1 protein-coding gene is annotated in these 251 nt (G+C 76.9%); it reads right to left on the reverse strand.

What is annotated here, in order from left to right; all coding sequences use genetic code 11:
• Nucleotides 1-18 precede the first annotated feature (18 nt).
• Nucleotides 19-251 (reverse strand): magnesium chelatase subunit ChlI family protein (locus tag MFF64_RS39140; protein ID WP_498071638.1); only part of this gene is annotated, 233 nt, incomplete at its 5' end.

The raw sequence follows: 251 nt of genomic DNA on the forward strand, positions 1-251 counted from the left end.
GGAGCCCTTGCGCCTCGCCTAGGGGGCCCTGCGGTAGGCCAGGGCCTCGGCCACGTGGGCCTCCCCCACCCTCTCCTCGCCCAGGAGGTCGGCGACGGTGCGGGCCACCCGGAGGTCGCGGTCGTAGCTCCGGGCCGAAAGGAGCATCCGCTTGGCCGCCTCCTGGAGGAGGGCCTGGGCCGGTGGGGTGAGGCGGGCGTGCTCCCTCAGGGCCCGCCCCGAGAGGAGGCCGTTGGGCCTCCCTTGGCGGG

Origin of the sequence: Methylobacterium frigidaeris, assembly GCF_022179185.1 — a bacterium.
Classification (GTDB): Bacteria; Pseudomonadota; Alphaproteobacteria; order Rhizobiales; family Beijerinckiaceae; genus Methylobacterium; species Methylobacterium frigidaeris.